This window comes from Pseudarthrobacter sp. 1C304 (assembly GCF_052245515.1).
In the GTDB taxonomy this organism is placed as follows: domain Bacteria; phylum Actinomycetota; class Actinomycetes; order Actinomycetales; family Micrococcaceae; genus Arthrobacter.
Genome location: NZ_JBQQCH010000006.1, coordinates 121,555 through 140,992 on the forward strand (window position 1 = coordinate 121,555; position 19,438 = coordinate 140,992).

At 66.7% G+C, this 19,438-nt stretch carries 17 protein-coding genes; 3 read left to right on the forward strand and 14 right to left on the reverse strand.

What is annotated here, in order from left to right; genetic code table 11:
- Positions 1 to 17: 17 nt before the first annotated feature.
- Positions 18 to 1,274 (reverse strand): MFS transporter, encoded by a 1,257-nt coding sequence (locus ACTWQD_RS12905; protein WP_443196526.1) that lies wholly within the window; start codon positions 1,272 to 1,274, stop codon positions 18 to 20.
- Between the two features lie 170 nt (positions 1,275 to 1,444).
- Between ACTWQD_RS12905 and ACTWQD_RS12910 the strand changes: the two genes are divergently transcribed.
- Positions 1,445 to 1,894 (forward strand): MarR family winged helix-turn-helix transcriptional regulator, encoded by a 450-nt coding sequence (locus tag ACTWQD_RS12910; protein ID WP_443196527.1) that lies wholly within the window; start codon positions 1,445 to 1,447, stop codon positions 1,892 to 1,894.
- A 93-nt stretch (positions 1,895 to 1,987) separates the two neighbouring features.
- Here the strand turns inward: ACTWQD_RS12910 and ACTWQD_RS12915 are convergent, their stop codons facing one another.
- From ACTWQD_RS12915 to ACTWQD_RS12955, 9 genes are all read right to left on the reverse strand, one after another.
- The gene (locus tag ACTWQD_RS12915; RefSeq protein WP_443196528.1) at positions 1,988 to 3,409 is read right to left on the reverse strand and encodes a sugar porter family MFS transporter; all 1,422 of its coding nucleotides are present in this window, start codon (positions 3,407 to 3,409) and stop codon (positions 1,988 to 1,990) included.
- Positions 3,406 to 4,281, reverse strand: a complete 876-nt coding sequence (locus ACTWQD_RS12920) for a sugar phosphate isomerase/epimerase family protein (RefSeq protein ID WP_443196529.1) — start codon at positions 4,279 to 4,281, stop codon at positions 3,406 to 3,408. The genes ACTWQD_RS12915 and ACTWQD_RS12920 overlap by 4 nt, the downstream gene beginning before the upstream one ends.
- Positions 4,282 to 4,366: 85 nt before the next feature.
- Complete coding sequence (locus ACTWQD_RS12925) at positions 4,367 to 5,380, reverse strand: Gfo/Idh/MocA family protein (RefSeq protein ID WP_443196530.1); 1,014 nt, start codon at positions 5,378 to 5,380, stop codon at positions 4,367 to 4,369.
- 28 nt (positions 5,381 to 5,408) lie between these two features.
- A complete protein-coding gene (locus tag ACTWQD_RS12930) occupies positions 5,409 to 6,320 on the reverse strand; it encodes a sugar phosphate isomerase/epimerase family protein (RefSeq protein WP_443196531.1) in 912 nt (303 codons plus the stop codon).
- Between the two features lie 27 nt (positions 6,321 to 6,347).
- Positions 6,348 to 7,862, reverse strand: a complete 1,515-nt coding sequence (locus ACTWQD_RS12935; protein ID WP_443196532.1) for a CoA-acylating methylmalonate-semialdehyde dehydrogenase — start codon at positions 7,860 to 7,862, stop codon at positions 6,348 to 6,350.
- Positions 7,863 to 7,923: 61 nt separating this feature from the next.
- Positions 7,924 to 9,879 carry a 3D-(3,5/4)-trihydroxycyclohexane-1,2-dione acylhydrolase (decyclizing) gene (gene iolD, locus ACTWQD_RS12940; RefSeq protein WP_443196533.1) on the reverse strand — a complete coding sequence of 652 codons (1,956 nt, stop codon included), beginning with the start codon at positions 9,877 to 9,879 and terminating at the stop codon, positions 7,924 to 7,926.
- Positions 9,880 to 9,891: 12 nt separating this feature from the next.
- A complete protein-coding gene (locus ACTWQD_RS12945; RefSeq protein ID WP_443196534.1) occupies positions 9,892 to 10,869 on the reverse strand; it encodes a Cgl0159 family (beta/alpha)8-fold protein in 978 nt (325 codons plus the stop codon).
- Complete coding sequence (gene iolC / locus ACTWQD_RS12950) at positions 10,866 to 11,870, reverse strand: 5-dehydro-2-deoxygluconokinase (protein WP_443196535.1); 1,005 nt, start codon at positions 11,868 to 11,870, stop codon at positions 10,866 to 10,868. Before iolC ends, ACTWQD_RS12945 begins: the two co-directional genes overlap by 4 nt.
- Before the next feature lie 218 nt (positions 11,871 to 12,088).
- On the reverse strand, positions 12,089 to 12,493 hold the full coding sequence (locus ACTWQD_RS12955; protein ID WP_443196536.1) for a tautomerase family protein: 405 nt from the start codon (positions 12,491 to 12,493) through the stop codon (positions 12,089 to 12,091).
- Between the two features lie 268 nt (positions 12,494 to 12,761).
- Between ACTWQD_RS12955 and ACTWQD_RS12960 the strand changes: the two genes are divergently transcribed.
- Complete coding sequence (locus ACTWQD_RS12960; RefSeq protein ID WP_443196537.1) at positions 12,762 to 13,124, forward strand: ArsR/SmtB family transcription factor; 363 nt, start codon at positions 12,762 to 12,764, stop codon at positions 13,122 to 13,124.
- Positions 13,121 to 13,603, forward strand: a complete 483-nt coding sequence (locus ACTWQD_RS12965; RefSeq protein ID WP_443196538.1) for an SRPBCC family protein — start codon at positions 13,121 to 13,123, stop codon at positions 13,601 to 13,603. The genes ACTWQD_RS12960 and ACTWQD_RS12965 overlap by 4 nt, the downstream gene beginning before the upstream one ends.
- A gap of 119 nt (positions 13,604 to 13,722) precedes the next feature.
- On the opposite strand, the gene sucD is transcribed toward ACTWQD_RS12965, so the two are convergent.
- The 4 genes from sucD to pcrA all read right to left on the reverse strand — a co-directional run bounded on the left by sucD (position 13,723) and on the right by pcrA (position 19,363).
- The gene (gene sucD, locus ACTWQD_RS12970; RefSeq protein WP_443196539.1) at positions 13,723 to 14,625 is read right to left on the reverse strand and encodes a succinate--CoA ligase subunit alpha; all 903 of its coding nucleotides are present in this window, start codon (positions 14,623 to 14,625) and stop codon (positions 13,723 to 13,725) included.
- Positions 14,626 to 14,651: 26 nt separating this feature from the next.
- Entirely contained in the window at positions 14,652 to 15,818 is a 1,167-nt protein-coding gene (gene sucC, locus ACTWQD_RS12975; protein WP_443196540.1) for an ADP-forming succinate--CoA ligase subunit beta, read from the reverse strand.
- A 225-nt stretch (positions 15,819 to 16,043) separates the two neighbouring features.
- Positions 16,044 to 16,751 carry a hypothetical protein gene (locus tag ACTWQD_RS12980; protein WP_443196541.1) on the reverse strand — a complete coding sequence of 236 codons (708 nt, stop codon included), beginning with the start codon at positions 16,749 to 16,751 and terminating at the stop codon, positions 16,044 to 16,046.
- Positions 16,752 to 16,804: 53 nt separating this feature from the next.
- Complete coding sequence (gene pcrA / locus ACTWQD_RS12985; protein WP_443196612.1) at positions 16,805 to 19,363, reverse strand: DNA helicase PcrA; 2,559 nt, start codon at positions 19,361 to 19,363, stop codon at positions 16,805 to 16,807.
- Between the last annotated feature and the right edge of the window lie 75 nt (positions 19,364 to 19,438).

Here is a 19,438-nt window from a genome sequence, read left to right on the forward strand (position 1 = left end):
GTCGGCGGCTCAGGACTTTAGCTCCGCTGGAGTTCCGCATGCTCCCGTGCAGTGTCGAGAGAACCTGCGTCGGCTCCGGAAAGGCCGCCGGACGGCTCGGAAACCAGGCTGTGCCCTTCGGCGTCGCGCCGCTTCGCCGCTGACGCGGCGAGCACCATGACCCCCAGCCCCAGCAGTGTGATGCCGGCGCCGGCCCAGATGGGCGAGGTGTAGCCCAGGCCGGCGGTGATGGTCACGCCGCCCATCCAGGCGCCGAGTGCATTGCCCACATTGAACGCGCCGATGTTGGCGCCGGATGCCAGGGTGGGTGCCGCCGCGGCGTACTTCATGACGCGCATCTGCAGCCCGGGCACCGTGGCGAAGCCGAACCCGCCCAGCAGCACCATGGACGCAATGGTCACAGGCTGGTTGTCGGCCGTCAGGGCGAAGACCACGAGTACTACGACCAGCACGGAGATTGCCACCAGGAGGGTGCGGTCCACGTTCTTGTCCGCCGCCTTGCCGCCGACGGTGTTGCCGATGAACAGGCCAACGCCAAACAGGATGAGCAACCACGGAACGGTCGAGGCGGAGAATCCAGTCACTTCCGTGAGGGTGAAGGCGATGTAGGTGAAGGCCCCGAACATGCCGCCGTAGCCGAGGATCGTGACGAGGATGGACAGCCAGACCTGGCCGGAGCGGAAGGCGCGCAGTTCACCGCGCAGGCCGCCGGGGGCAGTATCACCCGAACCGGTCTTGGGCACCAGGGTGAGGATCCCGGCAAGTGCAAGCACACCAATGGCCGTGATGGCCCAGAACGTGGACCGCCAGCCGGCAGCCTGTCCCAGCATGGTGCCGAACGGAACACCCAGGACGTTTGCCGCCGTCAGCCCGGTGAACATAATGGCGATCGCGCCGGCTTTTTTGGCGGGCGCCACCATGCTGGCAGCGACCACCGCGCCGATGCCGAAGAAGGCCCCGTGCGCCAGCGCCGCGATGATCCGGCCCACCATCATCAGCCAGTAGTCGGGTGCCACGGCAGAGACCAGGTTTCCGGCAATAAACAGCACCATCAGCACGGCCAGCACCGGCTTGCGCTGGAAGCGCGTCACCGCGGCGGTCAGGAGCAGCGCTCCAACGACTACGGCGAGCGCGTAGCCGGAGATGAGCCAGCCGGCTACGGCCTCGCTGACCCGGAAGTCTGCTGCCACCTCGGGCAGCAGGCCCATAATGACGAACTCGGTGAGTCCGATGCCGAACCCGCCAAGCGCGAGTGCTATCAGGCCAAGAGGCATGGAAAAGCTCCTTCAAAACTGTACGGAAAGAAAATCGAGGCGTAGCATATTAGTTGCAGACGCGTTATTTATTGTTGCACAAGCAACTATAGCGCGCAAGCAACTATTCCTGCTGCCGCCGTTCCGTTGTCTCCAGGGGCCGGTGCAGGACGATGTGAAAGGGAGAACTGATGGGCATCAAGGACGACGCTGTCGAGGTCCGGGCGCAAGGCTGGCGGACCCTCGCGGCCTTGCACGGACTGATCGAAGCGGAACTGGAACGCTCGCTGCAGGCGGTGGCTCAGCTGTCCGTTGTGGAGTACACCGTGCTGGATGCACTGAGCCGCCAGGACGGCTGGCACATGCGCATGCAGCAACTGGCCCGCGCCACAGCGCTGAGCGCCAGCGCCACGACCCGCCTCGTCACCCGGCTTGAGGACCGGGGCCTGCTGACCCGGATCCTGTGCGCCGATGACCGCCGCGGGATCTACACCGAGCTCACCCCGAAGGGGATCGAGCTGCTGGAGGAAGCCCGGCCCAGCCATGACGCCACCCTGGAGCGCGCGCTGGCCGACGCACACGAGGTCCCGGAACTGGCGCCGCTGGTGGATGCCCTCCCCCGGTTGCACGCACCGGTCTGACACGCACCGGCGTAGCCGGTTCGCTCCAGGCCACGCCAACGAAGAACGCCCCGCCCGCGGTGACTCGCGGGCGGGGCGTTCTTCTGCGTTGGGCTAGGCAGCGGCGGGTTGTTTGGCCGCCAGCTGCTTGAAGTGGTGCTCCAAGTCTTCCAAGGACTTGTCCTTGGTTTCCGGTATGTATTTCGCGGCGAACGCGATGGCGCCTATGCCCAGCACGGCAAAGACAAAGAAGGTGCTGGACAGGCCGATCGCGGCGAGGAGCTGCGGGAAACCGAAGCCCACCAGGAAGTTCACCGTCCACAGCACGAAGGCTGAGGCCCCCATGCCGAGGCCACGGATTTTCAGCGGGAAAATCTCGGACAGCATCAGCCAGGTCACCGGGGAGATGGCGCCCTGCTGGAACGCCAGGAACGTCACGGTCAGGGCCAGGATCACGAAGCCGCGGGCGGTGCCTTCGGGCAGGACCAGCGAGAACAACCCGATCAGCAGCAGCGCCGCCGTCGTTCCGACCTGGCCGGTGATCAGCATTCTGCGCCGCCCCACCTTGCCCAGCAGCCAGATCCCCACGAAAGTGGCGAGGACCGAGATGACGCCGTTGGCGATGTTCGCCGTCAGGGCGGCTTCCCGGCCGAAACCGGACTCCGCCAGAATCTGCGTTCCGTAGTACATGATTGAGTTCACGCCCGTGATCTGCTGGATGACCGCCAGGCCGATGCCCACCACGAAGATGCGGCGCAGCCAGGGCACGCTGAGGTCGCGCCAAGAGCCCATTTTGGACTTGTAGTCCTCCACGGCCATGGCCTTGACTTCCTCGAACTCGGCCCGGGCCTCGGACTGCGAGCGGATCCGTTGCAGCACGCTGAGGGTCTCGCCGAAGCTGCCCATCGAGGCCAGCCACCGCGGGCTTTCGGGCATGAAGTGCATCCCGATCCAGAGCGCGATCGCCGGGAGGGTGGCGATCACCAGCATCCACCGCCAGATCCCGCCGGATTCACCGAAGGTGTTGCCGAGGTAGGCGTTAAAGATGAAGGCCAGCAGCTGGCCGGTGACGATCATTAGCTCGTTCTGGGTGACGATCCGGCCGCGCCGGGCGCTCGGCGAGACTTCGGCGAGGTAGACGGGCACGGTGACGGACGCGCCGCCGACGGCGAGGCCCAGGACGAACCGGGCCAGGATCATGACTTCGGTGTTCGGCGCGAACGTGCAGGCCAGAGTGCCGAGCAGGAAGATCACGGCGAGCACCATGATCATCCGGCGCCGTCCGTTGCGGTCCGCGAGGCGTCCGCCGAACAGGGCACCGAAGGCGGCGCCAAAGAGCAGCGAGGAGGTCACCAGCCCCTCCGTGAGCGGCGTGAGGCCCAGGTCCTCCTGCATGTACGGCAGGGCGCCATTGATGACGCCGGTGTCATACCCGAAGAGCAGCCCGCCGAAGGTGGAGATGATGGTGACGGTGCGCAGCGCCTTCTTGTGGTTGGCGGGTGCCTTCCGCTGCCCCGCGGTTGCCGTCGTCGTCATACGGTGGCCTTCTGGATGTGCTGCTTGATCGTGTCCAGCTGGTAGCGGGACACCTCGGCGGCGTTCTCGTCCTCGGCGAAGACGCTGGAGACCATCACGGTGTCCTCGCGGTCGAGGAAGCCGATTTCGCGCAGGCCCCCGAAGAACTCCTCCCAGTTGACGTCGCCGTCGCCGATTTTCAGGTGCTGGTGCACCCGCACCGGGTTGCCGGGCGGGTTGGTGATGTAGCGCAGCCCGTGCGAGGCGTGGTGGTTCATGGTGTCCGCGACGTGGACCAGGCGCAGCTTGTCCCCCGCGGCCCGCATGATTTTCAGGGGCGCGTCCTTCATGTGGAAGCTGTGCGAGGCCACGTAGACCAGGCCCACGTTCTTGGAGTTGAGGCCGCGGATCACCCGGATGGCGGCCAGGCCCTCTTCGACGAAGTCGTCCGGGTGCGGATCAATCAGCAGGTCGATGCCCTCGCGTTCGATGATGGGCAGCAGCTCTTCCATGGAGCGGTAGAAGGCACGCTCCGATTCCTCGGCCTTTTCCGGGCGGCCGCTGAATTCGGTGTTCATGGTGCTGACCCCAAGGTCCACGGCGATCTGGATGGCGCGTTTCCAGTAGCGGACGGCTGCCTCGCGGGCGTCCTCGTCTGGCCCGGACCAGCGCAGTACCGGCAGGACCGAGGCAATTTCGATCCCGGCGTCCCTACAGGCCGCCTTGAGCTGGCCCACCAGCTCATCGTCGGCCTTCGGGTGGTTGTAGAACGGGATGAAGTCGGCGTGCGGGGTCATCTGCATGTACTTGTAGCCGAGGTCCGCCACCACCCGCGGGAATTCGAGCAGGCTATGCGAGTGGTGGAACGGCGTGGGATCAAGTGCGATTTTCACTTCGGGACACTCCATTGTGGATCAGTCGGGTTGTGCGTGGAACCGGCAAAGTGCGAGAGGGGGCCGTGGCCCCCTCCCGTTGGTCCTAGCGGTAGAGCGCGGGCTTGGCGTTGAGCTTCACGGCGACCTTTTCACCGTTCTTCTGCGCCTCGACGCCGGCCTCGCAGCAGGCAGCCGTGGCGTACCCGTCCCACGCGGTGGGGCCGCCGATTTCGCTGCGGAGTGCGGCGTCCACCCAGGACTGGATTTCGACGTCGTAGGCTGCGCCGAAGCGGTCCTCGAAGCCGGGGGTGACGTTTCCGCCCCAGTGCCCGGCGGTGCGGGTGTACGGGCCCTTGTCGCCGCCTATGTTGACGATGCCGTCCTCGAAGGAGGCCTGGGTCGCCACTTCATAGCCGAACTTGGCGTTGACGAAGATTTCGACGTCGGCCAGGACGCCGGATTCGGTTTCGATCAGCACATGCTGCGGGTCGTGCTGGCCGGCCGGGGCGTTCTTGGTGGCCTTGCCGAGGCGAACCTGGACCGAGGTGATCTCCTCGCCGGTGAAGAACCGGATGGCGTCGAATTCGTGGACCACGGAGTCGTTGATCAGCATCTCGTTGGTGAAACCGGCCGGGGTGGCCGGGTTGCGGTGCTGGTGGTGCAGCATCAGCAGTTCGCCGAGTTCGGAGCTCCGGATGATGTCGCCCAGGGCGGCGTATTCGGCGTCGAAGCGGCGCATGAAGCCGACCTGGATGCGCTGGTGGCCCAGCTGTTCCTCGGCCTGGACGATCTTCCAGGCTGAGGCGGCGTCCGGGGTGAGCGGCTTCTCGCAGAGAATCGGGATGTCCTTGGCGATCGCCTTGAGCAGGATGTCCTCGTGCAGGAAGCCGGGGGTGGCGATCAGGACGGCGTTGACGTCGCCGTTGCCCAGCGCCTCGTCGGCGTCCGCCAGGGCGACGGCGCCCGGGATGCCTTCGATGGCGGCCTGCGCACGGGCCAGGTCGACGTCGACGACGGCGGCAACTTCCGCGCCGTGGATGCGGGTGTTGAGCCGCTGGATGTGGTCGGCGCCCATACGGCCGGCGCCGATGACGGCAACACGGAGGGTCTTGGTCATGGTTCTTGTCCTTCGTTCTCGGTGAGGTCTAGTTGACGGCGGTGCGGGAGCCGCAGGAAAGCAGGTAGTTGCGGGTCCGCTTGGCGATCGGCATCGGGACGTCGAAGGCAACCGGGTACATGTCCTGTTCCACAATGCCAAAGATTGGCCGGTCCAGCGCTTCCACGGCCTCGATGACGGCGCGCAGGTCCGGCAGGCCGTTCGGCGGTTCGGTCATCACCCCGGCCAGGTTGGCGGCGGCCCAGGTCATGTTTTCCTCGTTGACCTTTTTCAGGACGCCAGGGTTGATCTGCTTCAGGTGCAGGTAGCCGATCCGGTCCGGATAGTTCTTGATCAGTTCCAGGCTGGACGCCCCGCAGTATTCGGCGTGGCCGGTGTCCAGGCACAGGTTCAGGTACTGCGGGTCCGTCGAGGCGAGCAGGGTCTCAATGTCCTGCTGCGCACCGACATGGGAGTCTGCGTGCGAGTGGAACTGCTGCTTCAGGCCGAAGTCCTCCAGGAGCGTCTTGCCCATGCGGTTGTGCCCGGCGAAGAGGTCGTTCCAGGCCTTCTCCGTGAGCGTGCCGCTCTCCACCGCCTCGCCGGTGACGTCGTCGCGCCACATGGCGGGGATCACCACGATGTGTTCGCCGCCCATGGCCGCCGTGAGCTCGGCGACCTTGCGGGCGGGTTCCCAGGCTTCCTCGTACTGCTGGGCGCCGCGGTGGAAGGCGGTGAACACGGTGCCGGCGGTGACTTTCAGGTCGCGTGCCTTGAGTTCCTCCGCCAGCCGGGCCGGGTCGGTGGGCAGGTAGCCGTAGGGTCCCAGCTCGATCCACTTGTAGCCGGATTCGGCCACCTCGTCGAGGAACCGTTCCCATGGGGTCTGCTGCGGGTCGTCCGCAAACCAGACGCCCCAGGAGTCCGGCGCGGTGCCGATGATCAGCTTGTTCTCAGTCATGACAGCGTTGTCTTTCTTCTCGGGGCGTCAGTTGGACGGGAAGTTGTAGGAGGCGCCGGAGGCGTGGGTGGGTTCGGGCCAGCGGGAGGTGACCACCTTGCCGCGGGTGTAGAAGGAGACGCCTTCGGGGCCGTAGATGTGCTTGTCGCCGAAGAGCGAAGCCTTCCAGCCGCCGAAGGAGTGGTGTGCCACCGGAACGGGCAGCGGCACGTTGATGCCGATCATGCCGACGGTGACGGAGCGCTGGAACTTGCGGGCGGCGGCGCCGGAAGAGGTGAAGATGGCGGTGCCGTTGCCGTACGGGTTGGAGTTGATCAGCGCGATGCCGGCGTCGAGGTCATCGACCCGGACGACGACCAGGACGGGTCCGAAGATTTCCTCGCTGTAGGCGGTCATTTCGGTCTTGACGTGGTCGATCACGGTGGGTCCGACCCAGAAGCCGTCCTCGTGGCCGGGGACCACCAGGTCGCGGCCGTCCACCACCATGGCGGCCCCGGCATCTTCGGCTTCGGTGACGATCTTGACGATGCGTTCCTTGGAGGCCGGGGTGATGACCGGGCCCATTTCGGCGCCGGGCGCGGTGCCGTTGTCGACCTTGACGGCCAGGGCACGCTCCTGGACCTTCTTGACCAGCAGGTCGGCGGCGTCGCCGACGGCGACGGCGACCGAGATGGCCATGCAGCGTTCGCCGGCGGAGCCGAACGCGGCGGCGGCGAGGTGGTCCGCGGCGTTGTCCAGGTCGGCGTCGGGCAGGACGATGGCGTGGTTCTTGGCGCCGCCGAGGGCCTGGACGCGCTTGCCGTGGGCGGTGGCGGTCTCGTGGACGTACCGGGCGATCGGGGTCGAGCCGACGAACGAGATGCCGTCCACGTCCGGGTGGGTCAGGAGGCCGTCCACGGTTTCCTTGTCCCCGTGAAGGACCTGGAAGACGCCGTCGGGCAGGCCCGCGTCCTTCCACAGCTTGGCCAGCAGCATCGAGGCCGAGGGGTCACGTTCGGAGGGCTTGAGGATGAAGGCGTTGCCGGTGGCGATGGCCATCGGCGCCATCCACAGCGGCACCATGACCGGGAAGTTGAACGGGGTGATCCCTGCGACGACGCCGAGCGGCTCGCGGAAGGAGAAGACGTCGATCCCGGTGGAGACCTGGTCCGAGTAGTCGCCCTTGAGAAGGGTAGGGATGCCGCAGGCGTACTCGATGACCTCGAGGCCGCGGCCGATTTCGCCCTTGGCGTCGGAGAGGACCTTGCCGTGCTCGGCGGTGACCAGTTCGGCGAGGTCGTCCACGTGGGCGGCGACGAGTTCGCGGAACTTGAACAGCACGGCGGTGCGCTTGGCCAGGGAGAAATCGCCCCAGATGTCGGCGGCGGCCCGTGCGGCGGCAACAGCGGCGTCCAGGTCGGCCCGGTTGGCCAGGCGCAGCTCCGCGGTAACGGCGCCGGTAGCGGGGTTATAGACGGGCTGGGTGCGGGTGCCGGCGCCGACGGTTTCGGCGCCGTTGATGAAGTGGCTGATGGTTTTGGTGGTGACGGTCGTCGTTGACATGGTGGTGGACATCCTTGATCTGTGGCTTGCGCTGTAGCTGTGTGGGAAGGGTGGCAGGGACTCAGCCGAGCAGTTTGCGCTGGCGGCTCTTGTGGTCGGCGTAGGTCTGGAAGGCCTGCTTCGTGGAGTCGAGTTCGGAGACTTCGGAGACGGGAACGTCCCACCAGGACTCGGAGCTGGGGGCGTCCAGCAGGGGGTCGGATTCGACGTGGATGAGGATCGGGCCGCCGTTTTCCGGGGCGGCCTTCGCGTCCCGGACGGCCTGTTCCAGTTCGGCGATGGCCTTCTCCCCCGGTTCGATCCGGATCACCTTCACGCCGAGGGACTCGGCGTTCAGGGCCAGGTCGACGGGGAGCCGGTCGCCGCCGTCGAAGCTGTGGTGTTCCTCGTCCAGGGCGCGGTACTGGGTGCCGAACCGCTGCGAGCCGAGGGACTCCGAGAGCGAGCCGATCGAGGCGTAGCCGTGGTTCTGGATCAGGACCACGATCAGTTTGATCCGTTCCGCGACGGCGGTGACCAGCTCGGTGTGCATCATCAGGTAGGAGCCGTCCCCCACCATGACGACGACGTCGCGGTCCGCCCCGCCCTTCGCAGCTTCGGCCAGCGCGGCACGCTTGACGCCGAGCCCGCCGGGAATTTCGTAGCCCATGCAGGAGTACGCGTATTCGACGTGGTAGCCGAAGGGGTCCCGGACGCGCCACATCTTGTGCAGGTCCCCGGGGAGGGACCCGGCGGCGCAGATCACCACGTCTTCCGCATCCATGCCCCGGTGGGTGGCGCCGATGATCTCGTTCTGCGCCGGCAACGGGGTGAAACGGGTGCCGAACGCCGTATCCACAGTGGCGTCCCAGCGGGTCTTCTCCGCCGCGATCTGCTGTTCCAGGTCCGCCCCCACCCGGTAGCCGCCCAGCGCTGCGTTGAGTTTCACCAGGGCCTTGCGGGCATCCGCGACGATCGGCAGGTGCGTGCCGTGCTTGTAAGCGTCAATGGCGGCGACGTTGATGTTGATGAACTTCACGTCCGGGTTCTGGAACGCGGTGCGGGACGCGGTGGTGAAGTCCTCGTAGCGGGTGCCGATGCCGATGATGAGGTCCGCGTCGGCGGCGATGGCGTTGGCCGCCGTCGTCCCGGTGGAACCGATCGCGCCGAGGGAGAACTTGTGGTCCCAGGGCAGGACGCCGACGCCGGCCTGGGTGTTGCCCACCGGGATGCCGGTCAGCTCGGCGAACTTCGCCAGTTCGTCGTTGGCGTAGGCGTAGAGGACGCCGCCGCCGGCGATGATCAGGGGGCGCTTCGCGGCGCGGATGGCCGCCGCGGCCCGGGCGATGTCGGCGTCGTCGGCGTCGGGCCGGCGGATCCGCCATTCGCGTTCGGCGAGGAACTCCTCGGGCACGTCGAGGGCCTCGGCCTGGACGTCCTGCGGCAGGGAGATGGTGACGGCGCCGGTCTCGGCCGGGTCCGTGAGGACGCGCAGGCCGTGGTGGAACGCGGAGAACAGCTGCTCGGGCCGGGACACCCGGTCGAAGAACTTGGACAGGGGCCGGAACGCGTCGTTGACGGTGATGTCGTAGGCTTCGGTGCGCTCCAGCTGCTGCAGCACCGGGTCCGCGGCCCGGGTTGCGAACGTGTCGGACGGCAGCAGCAGGACCGGCAGCCGGTTGGTGGTGGCCAGCGCCGCCCCGGTGAGCAGGTTTGAGGAGCCCGGCCCGATCGAGGTGCTGATCGCGAAGGTCTGGCGGCGGCGGGTGTGCCGGGCGTAGCCGACGGCCTGGTGCGCCTGGGCCTGTTCGTTGCGGCCCTGGTAGTACGGCATGATGGCCGGATCCAGCTGCTGGTACTGCTTCAGGGCCTGCCCGACGCCGGCAACGTTGCCGTGGCCGAAGATCCCGAACGTGCCCGGGATCAGCCGCTCGCGGTAGTCCTGGCCGCCGATCGAGTCAACGGTGTACTGCTTGGACAGGTATTCGACGACGGCCTGGGCGACCGTCATCCTGCGGGTTCCGGGTGCAGTGCTCATTCCCATGGGAAGCTACTCCGATACTTCTGCGGTGCGGGTGGACGTGTTGTGGGTGGAGCGGGTGCGCGGGGCGGACCGGTGCAGCAGCGACGCCGCCGTCGCGACGGCTCCGGCCACATCGCCGTCGTGCGGGTAGAGCAGCGTCCGGCCGACCGTGAGGCCCTGGACACCGGGCAGCGCGAGGGCTGCCCCCCAGCTGGCGAAGACGTCGTCCTGGCTGCTGTCCGGGTCCCCGCCGAGGAGCACGGTGGGCATGGTGGTGGCCGCCATGACGCGCTCCATCTCGGCCACCACCGGGAGCTTCATCCAGGTGTAGGCGCTGGTGGAGCCGAGGCCCTGGGCGATGCCGATGGACTTGATCACGGCGTTGGTGGAGAGGTCGTTGCGGACCTTGCCGTGTTCCCGGACGGAGAGAAACGGTTCCACCATGGCGATCAGCTTGCGCTCGGCGAGGGAATCGATCGCCTTGGCGGTGGCTTCCAGGGTTACCACCGTGTCCGGGTCGCCGAGGCAGATGCGCGTGAGCATCTTGCCGCCGTCGGCGCCGAGTGCCTCCAGCGCGGCGGCAGTGTGGCCGGTGAAGCGGTCGTCGAACTCGTTGACCAGGCCGGAGAGTCCGCCCCGGTTCATGGAGCCGAAGAGGAGCTTGCCATCCAGTGCCCCGAGCAGGAGCAGATCGTCCATGATGTCAGGCGAGGCGAGGACGCCGTCCACGTCCGGGTTGGCGAGGGCAATCTGAAGCCGGTCCAGGAGCTGGCGCCGGTCCGCCATCGCCACGGGGTCGCTGCCGACGGCGAGGGCGCCGCGGGCCGGGTGGTCGGCCGCGACAATGAAGTTCTGTTTGCCGGCTTTGACGCCGGGGTGGCGGCGGCGGGCCTTCGCGGCACGGGCCACGGCGTCCGGGTCTTCGAGCCGGATGACACTGAGGTGCTCGTAGCGGCGGGGATCATCGTCCACCGCGACGGCGGCGGAGGCTGGGATGACGCTCACAGGGTTGCTCCTTCGATGGCGTAGTCGCCCGGCGCCAGGCGGCCGCGTTCAGCGAGCAGGCCCGTCACCTCGTCCGGGGTCGGCATGGCGTCGGCGCATGACAGCCGGGACGCGACCAGGGCGCCGGCCGCGTTCGCGAAGTCGAGGACCTGGGCGAGCGGCCAGCCGGACAGCAGCCCGTGGCAGAAGGCCCCGCCGAACGAGTCGCCGGCGCCTAGGCCATTGACGGTTTCGACCGGCACGGGGGCGGACACCACACGCTCGTTGCGGGTCTTCGCCATCACGCCCTCGGGGCCCAGCTTGACGACGGCGATTTCGACGCCGGCGGCGAGCAGCCGGTCCGCCTGCTCGTCCGGGGTGCCCTCGCCGACGGCGACGGCACATTCCTTGTCATTGCCGATCGCCACCGTGACGTGCGGCAGGATCTTGGCCACCTGCTGCCGGGCTTCCTCTTCGGAGGCCCAGAACATCGGCCGGTAATCGAGGTCCAGGATGGTGAACTGGCCCGGCTTCAGTCCGGTCCGGGGCCTGGCCTCGTGGGCTGCGAGGTGCGCTTCCCGGCTGGGTTCCTGGCAGAGGCCCGTGACCGTGGACCAGAAAATGCCGGCATCGCGGATGGCGCCGAGGTCCAGGTCCTCGGCCTTGATCTGCAGGTCCGGCGCCGTGGGGAACCGCCCGTAGAAGTAGAGCGGGAACTCGTCCGTGGCGGGCTTGATCGCACAGAAGGTGACCGCCGTCGGCCATTCCTTGACGGCGGTGACAAAGGAATCATCCACGTTGAACTTGCGCAGTTCACGGTGCAGATAGTTGCCGAAGGCGTCGTCGCCGGTCCGGGTGATGACGGCGGTGCGGCGGCCGTGGCGGGCCGCGGCCACGGCCACGTTGGACGGGGAGCCGCCCAGGTACTTCCCGAAGGATGTAACGTCCTCCAGATCCACGCCGATGTCATTCGGGTAGATATCAACGCTGATGCGCCCGATGGTGAGCAGTTCGTGGGTCACGGTGATCGTGGACCTTTCTGGTGTGAGCTCTGTACCTTTACACAGCGGCTGCCTGTCAGAATTCGTGGTCCGGAGTGGTTCCGGGGGCCCCGCAGTGAGCGGGACCACATCGACTACTTTGCCCTAGAATCCATGTACTGTCAAAGGTTTGTACTGACATATTTACAACATGACACAGAAGGTGAATTATTCGTGTCACCCGCCCCTTAGACGCGGGGCTACCGCCCCGGCGTGGCGAGCTCGCCGGTGACATACTGGGCCCGGCCAAAGCCGAAGGACCAGTCGCCCGCCGTGTTCTCGACATAGCCGATGAATACGTCCTCGCCGGCGATCCCGGCGTCCGCCAGATTCCGTGCGATCGCGGCAAACAAGGCCTGCTTGGCCGCCTGGCTGCGCCCGGTCTGGGTAAAAATCTGGATCATCACCACGTTCCGCGTCCGCTCGAACCCCAGGCCGGCATCCTCGGCGACGATCTGGCCTGCCGGGTGCTCGGTCAGAACGTGGAAATAGTCGCGCTCGGGGATGCCGTATTCCGCCAGGATGGCGTCATGGATGCCCCGGCTGAGGGACTGCAGCTGCTCAGGGGTACGGCCCTGGTTGACGTCTATGCGCACAAGAGGCACTCGATGCTCCTTTTGTAGTTTGTCCTGACATACTAACAAACTGCGGAGATTTCACGCAAGGCACTTGCCCGGCAGACAGCAACGCGGGGTCACTTCCGGCCGGTTCCAGGCCGCGGAATGGGCGCTACGTGACCCCGCGTTTGGGGGTCTTGCGGGGCGGGCAGGGGCGGCGTAGCGTTAACAACCAAGAGATTGATCAATAGATTGATTGATTACACGGCGGGTTAGCCGCCGCTGAAGCACTTGCAGAGTAGGAGGCGCCCACTTCATGGATTCCAGCGACGACGGCGAGCTCGACTCGGCCTTCCTGGCCCTCGCCGATCCTGTCCGCCGCCGCATCATTTCCCGGCTCAGCCGGGGCCCGGCCACGGTCAATGAACTGGCGGAACCCTTCGCAATCACCAAGCAGGCGGTTTCGAAGCACATCCAGGTTCTCGAGCAGGCGCAGCTGGTCACGCGCACCCGTGACGCCCAGCGCCGGCCCGTCCACCTGAACCCTGCACGGCTGGAGGCGCTCACCGCATGGATCGACCAGTACCGTCTGGTCCGCGAGGGGCAGTTCCGCAGCCTGGACGCCGTGCTTCAATCCGGCGCCGGGAACACCGGCGCCAAGGCAAAGGACGCATCATGAGCAACTCTCTGAAACTCTCGGTCCCCGAAGGTGTCCCCTTCATTGACTATGAGCGCGAATTCGATTTTCCCGTCGCCGATGTCTTCAAGGCACACAAGGAGCCGGACCTCATTGTCCAGTGGCTGGGCCCGCGGCGAATGAAGATGGAGATGGACCATTATGACTTCCGGACGGGCGGGAGCTACCGGTACCTCCATACCGGGCCCGAAGGCATTCCCTATGAGTTCCGGGGCATCTTCCACACCGTCCGGGAAAACGAGTTCGCCCTGCAGACCTTCGAGTTTGGCGGCTATCCGGACGTGGTGAGCCTGGAATTCATGACCTTCGAGGATCTCGGCGGCGGCAGGTGCAGGCTCCGCGGCCACTCCGTCTACCCCAGCATGGAAGCCCGGGACGGCATGGCCCAGTCCGGCATGGAGGGCGGCATCTCCGAAGGCTACGAGCGACTCGACGAGCTGCTCGCCGGAGCGAAGGTCTAGGACCGCCGTCGTACTTAAACAAACAACGCGGGGTCACTCCGCGCCCATCCCACCCGGTGGAATGGGCCGTGAGTGACCCCGCGTTGCTTTAGTGCTGCAGTACTTTTGGTGCTTTGGGCCTAGAGTGCTGCGAAGACCTCGCGCAGGAGCTTGGCGGTCTCGGACGGCGTCTTGCCGACCTTGACGCCGGCAGCCTCGAGGGCTTCCTTCTTGGCCTGGGCGGTGCCCGCGGAACCCGAGACGATGGCGCCTGCGTGGCCCATGGTCTTGCCTTCCGGAGCGGTGAAGCCGGCCACGTAGCCGACAACCGGCTTGGTGACGTTGGCCTTGATGTAGTCTGCGGCGCGCTCTTCGGCGTCGCCGCCGATTTCGCCGATCATCACGATCGCCTTGGTCTCCGGGTCGGCCTCGAACGCTTCGAGCGCATCGATGTGCGTGGTGCCGATAACCGGGTCGCCGCCGATGCCGATGGCGGTGGAGAAGCCGAGGTCACGCAGTTCGTACATCATCTGGTAGGTCAGGGTGCCTGACTTGGAGACGAGGCCGATGGGGCCCTTGCCCGTGATGTTGGCCGGGGTGATGCCGACGAGGGCCTCGCCCGGGGTGATGATGCCGGGGCAGTTCGGCCCGATGATGCGCGTGACCTGCTTGCCGTTGGCGTCGACCTTGGACTGGGCCAGTGCCCAGAACTCGGCGGAGTCCTGGACCGGCACACCTTCCGTGATGACAACAACCAGGCCGATGCCGGCCTCGATGGCTTCAACGACGGCGTCCTTGGTGAAGGCCGGCGGGACGAAGACGATGGAGACGTCGGCGCCGGTCTCGGCCATGGCTTCCTTGACGGTGCCGAAGACGGTGATCTCGGTGTCGCCGTGCATGACCGTGGTGCCGGCCTTGCGGGCGTTGACGCCGCCCACAACGTTGGTGCCGGCCTTCAGCATCAGGGCGGTGTGCTTGGTGCCTTCGCCGCCGGTGATGCCCTGGACGATGACCTTGGAGTCTTTGTTCAGATAAATAGACATGATTAAGTCGCCTTACTTCCCGGTGCTTACTTCGAGTTGGCGAGCTCGGCAGCCTTGTCGGCGCCCTCGTCCATGGTGGCAGCCAGGGTAACCAGCGGGTGGTTGGCCTCGGCCAGGATGCGGCGGCCTTCCTCGACGTTGTTGCCGTCGAGGCGGACTACCAGCGGCTTGTTCGCAGAGTGGCCCAGCTCGGCCAGTGCACCGACGATGCCCTTGGCGACCGCGTCACAGGCGGTGATGCCGCCGAAGACGTTGACGAAGACGGACTTGACCTGCGGGTCGCCCAGGATGACGTCGAGGCCTGCGGCCATCACCTCGGCGGAAGCTCCACCGCCGATGTCCAGGAAGTTGGCGGGCTTGACGTTGCCGTGGTTCTCGCCGGCGTAGGCAACGACGTCGAGCGTGGACATAACCAGGCCGGCACCGTTACCGATGATGCCGACTTCGCCGTCGAGCTTGACGTAGTTGAGGTCCTGCGCCTTGGCTTTGGCCTCCAGCGGGTCAGCAGCGTCCTTGTCTTCAAGGTGCGCGTGCTTGGGGTGGCGGAAGTCGGCGTTCTCGTCGAGGGAGACCTTGCCGTCGAGGGCGACGATGTCGCCTGCACCGGTCTTGACCAACGGGTTGACCTCCACGAGGGTGGCGTCTTCCTTCTTGAAGACATCCCAGAGCTTGAGGATGACGGCGGCGACCTTGCCGCGCAGCTCCTCAGCGAATCCGGCGGCGGCGACAATTTCGTCGGCCTTGGCCTGGTCGATGCCGACGGCGGGGTCGATCGCAACCTTCGCGAGGGCCTCCGGGCGTTCGACGGCGAGCTGCTCGATCTCCATGCCGCCCTCAACCGAGCACATGGCCAGGTAGTTGCGGTTGGCTCGATCCAGCAGGACGGAGAAGTAGTATTCCTCGGCGATGTCCGCGCCCTGGGCAATCATCACCTTGTTGACGGTGTGGCCCTTGATGTCCATGCCGAGGATGTTGGTGGAGTGCTCCAGCGCCTCATCCGCGGTCTTGGCGACCTTAACGCCGCCGGCCTTGCCGCGGCCACCGACCTTAACCTGTGCCTTGACGACAGTTACGCCGCCGATCTTCTCGGCAGCTGCCTTTGCTTCTTCAGGGGTGTGCGCCACGATGCCAGCAAGCACGGGTACACCGTGCGCCTCGAACATATCGCGCGCCTGATATTCAAACAGGTCCACGGTTTAGTGTCCTTCTACGTCGAAGTAGTTTCTGTACAGCCGGACCCCGCGTTCTCGCGGTTACCGGGCTGCGGAATAAACGCACCCTGCGACTGGCTTGGAAACGAGCCACACGGCGCAATGCTCCTTTTTTGAACTCTAGTCCTTTCTGGGGACCGGCCCGTCCCAGAGTACCCGTTATGTGAGTAAGGACACTATTCTATGGAGCGTAGAAAAACCGCTAGATTACGGGGTTTTTGGGGCCTCGGAGGGCGCCGGGGAGGCCGTTTTCCCGGTGTCGGAGATTAGTTCGTAACGGTCCCGGGACACGAAGAAGCCGACGCCGGCAGAGACGTTTCCGCAGGCGACGCCGCCGTCGTATGCGGAACAGCGCAGGCCGTTGCGTTCCAGGTTCTGGCCCTCGTCCAAGACCTGCAGCTGGGAAATCGGGCCGTTGCGGGTGCCCTTAGGTCCGAACTCCGCTTCCTGCTGTGTGACGCCGGACCTGCATTCGCCGTACGTGGCGGTGTCCGGGGTGAGCAGTGCGGCGCCGCCGAGGTAGCCCAGGCCCGTCCCGCTGCAGTCGTCCGTGATGTCCGTGGCTTCGGGTTTCGGGTAGGCCGCCAGTTCGCAGTGTGCCACCGGCACTGTGGCCAGCTTGTTGTTGGCGGAGTCGGAGTAGCCGTTCGGTTCGTACGGCAGGTTCACGTGCTCACCGCGGGCCGAGGTCAGGGAGCAGACCACGTTGCGGTCCGCGGTGGCGAAGCTGAGGATGTCCTGCCCCGCGGCGAACTTCTCCGCGTCGGCAAGGGGCGCCTGCCGGAGCTGCTCCAGCGCGGGCAGCGGCGCGGGCGGGACGTAGTCCGGATCTTTTTGCGTGACGGTGCACGCGGTGGCCGCCAGCAGGGTCAGGGCGGCCAGGATCCCCAGAAGTGTCCGTCGCATGGGCTCCATTATGCCTGCCGGGCCGCCGGGCAGCCTTGCGGGTTAGGCGCCGGGCACCGGCTTTAGGCGTCGAGCTTCGTCAGCGGGGCGTAGCGGAGCAGGAGGCGCTTCTCGCCGACGCTGAACTTCACTTTGGCGACGGTCTTGTCCCCCGCGCCTTCGACGGCCAGCACGGTGCCATTGCCGAAGCTGGTGTGGTTGACCTTGTCCCCCACGCTGACGGCGACGATCTCCTTCTGCGGCTGCACCCGGTTCTTGGCGATGGCCGCCGGGACGTCGGCATTGAACCCCGCGGAGGCATCCGCCCCGGTGCCGCGGGCGGTGCCCGCTCCCCAGAACGATCCCCCGTAACGGCTCGAGCCGATGGACGCGCCGCCGCCCCAGGCCGCCTGGCGGCTGGTGCCTTCACGCTTCCATTCCACCAGTTCGGCGGGGATTTCCTCGATGAACTGGCTGGCCGGGTTGTACTGGCTCTGGCCCCACATGCTGCGGACCTCTGAGCGGGTCAGGTACAGGCGCTTCCGCGCCCGGGTCAGGCCGACGTAGGCCAGCCGGCGTTCCTCGGCCAGTTCTTTGGGGTCGGTGGCGGAACGCTGGTGCGGGAACAGTCCGTGCTCCATGCCGGTCAGGAACACCACCGGGAATTCCAGCCCCTTGGCCGTGTGGAGCGTCATGAGCGTGACCACACCCAGCCGTTTGGCCTCGGCGACGGCGGCGGCCAGCTCGTCGGCGGATCCCGCGGGCGCGTCGGGGATCTGGTCGGCGTCCGCCACGAGGGAGACGCCTTCCAGGAAGGCGCCGAGGGACCCCTCGGGGTTGTCCCGTTCGTATTCGCGGACGACGGCGACCAGCTCGGCCAGGTTTTCCACCCGGGATTCGTCCTGCGGGTCGGTGCTGGACCGGAGGGTGGCGAGGTAGCCGGTCTGTTCCAGGACGGCTTCCAGTGCTGCGGCCGCGCCGGATCCGGAGGCCACCTCGGCGAGGTCGTCGAGCAGTTTCACGAAGCCCTGGACCGCATTGACGGACCGGGTGGCCATGCCGGGGGCCTCGTCAGCGCGGCGGGCCGCTGCCATGAACGAGATCCGGTCGCGCTGGGCGAGGGAGGCCACGGCGCCCTCTGCCCGGTCGCCGATGCCGCGCTTGGGCTCGTTGAGGATGCGGCGGAGGTTGACGTCGTCGTCCGGGTTGACCAGCACCCGCAGGTAGGCGAGGGCGTCCTTGATCTCCTTGCGCTCGTAGAAGCGGGTGCCGCCCACCACCTTGTACGGGAGGCCGACGCGGACCAGCACGTCCTCGATGGAGCGGGACTGCGCGTTGGTGCGGTAGAAGATGGCGACGTCACCGGGACGGAGATCGCCCTCGTCCTGCAGCCGGTCAATCTCCTTGGCGATGAACTGGGCTTCGTCGTGTTCGTTCTCGCCAACGTAGCCGATGATCTTCTCGCCGTCGCCCTCGGCCGTCCACAGCCGTTTCTCCGGCCGGTTGGGGTTGCGGGAGATGACCGAGTTGGCGGCGCTGAGGATGGTCTGGGTGGAGCGGTAGTTCTGCTCGAGTTTGATGGTGCGCGCGTCCGGGTAGTCCTTTTCGAACTCCACGATGTTGCGGATGTCGGCGCCGCGGAAGGCGTAGATCGACTGGTCGGAGTCGCCGACGACGGTGAGTTCAGCCGCGCCCTCGCCCTCCCCCACGATCTCGCGCACCAGTGCGTACTGGGCGTGGTTGGTGTCCTGGTATTCGTCGACCAGGACGTGCCGGAAGCGGCGCCGGTAGGACTCGGCGAGCGCGGGGAAGGCGCGGAACATGTAGACCGTCTCGGCGATCAGGTCATCGAAGTCCATGGCGTTGGCCTGGCGCAGCCGCTGCGTGTAGCCCTTGAAGACCTCGGCGACGGCCTGTTCGAAGGGGTCGTTGTGGTTGGCGCTGGAGGAGTAGCTGTCCGCGTCGATCAGCTCGTTCTTCAGCGCGGAGATCTTGTGCTGGATGGCTTTGGGGGCGAAGCGCTTGGGGTCGAGGTCCAGGTTCTTGGCCACGAGCGTGATGAGGCGCAGCGAGTCCGCGGAATCATAGATGGAGAAGTTGGAGTTCAGCCCCACGTTGGCGGCTTCGCGGCGCAGGATCCGGACGCAGGAGGAGTGGAACGTGGAGACCCACATGGTCTTGGCCCGGCCCCCGACCAGGGCCTCCACCCGCTCCCGCATTTCCGCGGCCGCCTTGTTGGTGAAGGTGATGGCCAGGATCTCGCCGTGGTGGGCCCGCCGCGTGGCGATCAGGTAGCCGATGCGGTTGCTGAGCACGCGGGTCTTGCCTGAGCCCGCGCCGGCGACGATCAGCAGGGCACTGCCGGCGTGCTTGACGGCCTCTTCCTGCTGCGGGTTCAGCCCCGCCAGGAGCTCCGCCGCGCCCGGGAGCCGGTGGTGTTCCGGGTCCCCGCCCGGGTGGTTCCCGTGGCCGGCCGGGTAGTTCCCGTGGCCGCCGTGGTGCCCGCCGCCAGGGGCGGGATTCGGGGCGGAATTAGGGGCGGATTCCAGGGCCGCGGCCCCCATGCCGGAGGGCGCTTTGGCGCGCGCCGCCGTCGTCGAAGCAGCTTGGAAGGGTCCGTCGGCATAAGGGTCAAACAACATATCCATGGTGTTAACAAGTCTAGGCGGTGCCGCTGACAGTCAGATCCGTCCCCTCGGGACATGCTCCCCCTGAGC